Below are 2,848 nucleotides of genomic sequence, written 5' to 3'. Positions count from 1 at the left end.
TCAACTACAGTGTGACATTAAAACTTAGGAGACCATAATGAACAATAAAATTTTTAAAAAACTAAATTACTATGATATTAAAGAAGAACTTAAAAACCATGCTTTGAGCGAACTAGGTAAGGATAAGATAGAAAAACTCGAGCCTTTGACCTCAAGAAAAGGTATAGAAAATAGTCTTGAAAAGACAACTGAGGCAGTTGAAATACTGAGTCAGGGTCGTGGAGTTCCAATGTACGGACTTTCAGCAGTGAATGCTTATATTGACAAAGCTGACAAGGGGGTAATCCTTAAACCATCGGAGCTTGTTAAGATTGCAGACTTTCAGAGGGGCTGCCTTTCAATGAAAAAATTCATACAGGACTTCAAGTACATGGCTCCGGTCCTGTCATCATTTTCTGTAAACCTGAATGAATGTGGCAGTCTGGAAGATGAAATACTCGCTTGCGTAAGTGGTTCAGAACTGAGACAGGATGCTTCTCCGAAACTTGGGAAACTGAACAAGAAGAAAAAATCAGCAGAAGACAGGATAAGGACAAAACTTGAATCATTGATATCCAACTCAAGTTATTCAAAATATCTACAGGATTCCTTTGTGGCAGAAAGGATGGGAAAATACACTCTCCCTGTAAAACGGGCATACAAAAGCATGGTGAAAGGATCCGTAATCGATGAAAGTTCAACGGGGTCCACTGTTTTCATAGAGCCCGACTCAGTTAAGAAGATGACTGTGGAAATGGAACATATAAATGCTGAAATCCAGGAAGAGGAATACCAAATCCTTTCATCACTGACAGGCTTTGTTTCAATGTACAAGAAAGAGCTTGAAATGAATGCAGACATAATGAGCGAGTATGATTTTGCCTTTGCCAAGGGAAAATACAGTCTGTCAATAAATGGAACCCAGCCTGAAATATCTCCTGGAGATGAATTCAGGATAAAAAGAGGAAAGCACCCCCTGATTGAAGATCCCGTACCCCTGAATTTTCAAGTAGGAAAAGATTTTCGGACACTGGTGATAACAGGTCCAAACACTGGTGGAAAGACAATCGTACTAAAGACTGTAGGACTAATGACTCTTATGCTTCAGTCCGGACTTCATGTACCTGTTGGAGAAGGAAGCAAATTCCCCGTCTTCGACAATGTATTTGTTGATGTTGGAGATGCACAGGATATAAAAAATTCACTGAGTACATTTTCAGGGCATATGAAAAACCTGGTGGACATAACTAACAAGGCAGATTCAAAATCCCTTGTACTTCTTGACGAAATAGGTACTGGAACAGATCCCCGGGAAGGAGCAGCAATAGGTTCTGCAGTTCTTGAGGACCTTTACAAGAACGGTGCCCTTACTGTTGTCACCACCCACTACAGCAAAATCAAGGATTTTGCCGAGGAAATGACAGGATTTCAAAATGCCAAGATGCTCTTTAACGCTGAAACTCTGGAGCCCTACTACGAGCTTGTAATAGGTGATGCGGGAGAAAGCAACGCCCTTTGGATATCTGAACGCCTTGGCCTTAAAAAGTCAATACTGAAAAGGTCCCTGGAACTTACTGGTGAGAAGGAAATTTCAGCAGTCATAAGAGCAAAAATAATAAGTCCAAAAATCAGAAAGCCAGATAAGGAAAGGGTGAAAAAGGAGAAGACACTCTTCAAGGGAGACCTTGTTTTAAGCCTTGAAGACAATGAAAAGGCAATAGTATTCGAAGATACCGACGAAAAAGGAATGATTACCCTTTCAAGGGACTACAGCTTCTTCAAGCTGCCTGTCAAAAGAGTAAAGATTCTTGGAACGGCATCGGAGCTCTATCCCCCGGACTACGACATGGACCAACTCTTCTATTCCTTCAAGGAAAGGAAATTCGACAAGGATGTAACCAAGGGAAGGATGAAAAGCTTTAAAGATTTAAAGGAAAGACTTGAAAATATAAAGAATTAATACAGGTCTTCTTTATTTTCTCTATTGCTATAATAACTAATATATTAGCATCATTGCATTTAATTGTAACTATAATAAATTTAACTTGAATATTACAAGAAAAGTTATATAATAAGAGTGTACATATTACTTTTATGGACCTGGTTAGGAGAGGTTCCTATACAGATACATGCCACTGCCCAGAAACATCCAGAGATGCCAACGGGTCAGCAGATATTATCGACAAGGTTATATCTAATGTGGCCGGCTTTACGCCTATGCTGTATAGTGCTAAAACCCAACAGGAAAGGGCTAATTCCCTATGTCTGTTTGCGGACATAGGGTTTATTTTATTTATGAGAGGAAGTGAAGAAACGTGGACGACGGGCCTATGGTCAGAAAGTTTTATCTAACAAATAAAAAAATACTAGTTCCCTGTTCTCAACGTTTCTCAGTTAATAAACGAGCTTGTTGAATTGGGAACTCACCAATTAAATAAGCGAGGTGAATAAATATGATCAATATCTATAAAACTGTTGACGACAATCTGTTTACTTTGAAGGAAATCGAGGATGGAGCTTGGATAAGTCTTATAAGTCCTACACCAGAAGAGCTTGAGTTCATAGAAGATGAGCTTAATGTGGATATAGACTTCCTGAGAGCTGCCCTGGACGAAGAGGAATACTCACGTATAGAGATAGAAGATGACCAAACTCTTATACTGGTAGACATTCCCTTTCTAGACGACGAAGATGAAGAACACCCATTCTATTCCACCCTGCCTTTTGGAATCATAATAGCTGGAAAGAATATCATTACCGTATGTTTGGAAGATACCATAGTAATCGACCAGTTTGAAAAAAACAGCGTAAGGTCATTCTATACATTCAAAAGATACAGGTTTCTACTTCAGCTATTGTTCAAGATATC

At 39.2% G+C, this 2,848-nt stretch carries 2 protein-coding genes and 1 riboswitch; both genes read left to right on the top strand.

Translation table 11 applies throughout. From position 1 onward, the window contains the following. Nucleotides 1-37 precede the first annotated feature (37 nt). Complete coding sequence (locus AC3AX0_RS10815; protein WP_487550299.1) at nucleotides 38-1,939, top strand: endonuclease MutS2; 1,902 nt, start codon at nucleotides 38-40, stop codon at nucleotides 1,937-1,939. 133 nt (nucleotides 1,940-2,072) lie between these two features. Further along, nucleotides 2,073-2,235: riboswitch (M-box (ykoK) riboswitch) on the top strand. 197 nt (nucleotides 2,236-2,432) lie between these two features. Further along, on the top strand, nucleotides 2,433-2,848 hold a 416-nt coding region (locus AC3AX0_RS10810; protein ID WP_487550298.1), incomplete at its 3' end, for a CorA family divalent cation transporter.

The organism is Dethiosulfatibacter sp., from assembly GCF_983023055.1.
The sequence above is the reverse complement of the archived record's forward strand: the minus strand, read 5'-3'. Positions and strand labels throughout refer to the sequence as shown.

Coding starts and splice junctions, on each gene's coding strand:
- AC3AX0_RS10815 (WP_487550299.1), top strand. CDS start 38: ATGAACAATAAAATTTTTAAAAAACTAAATTACTATGATATTAAAGAA.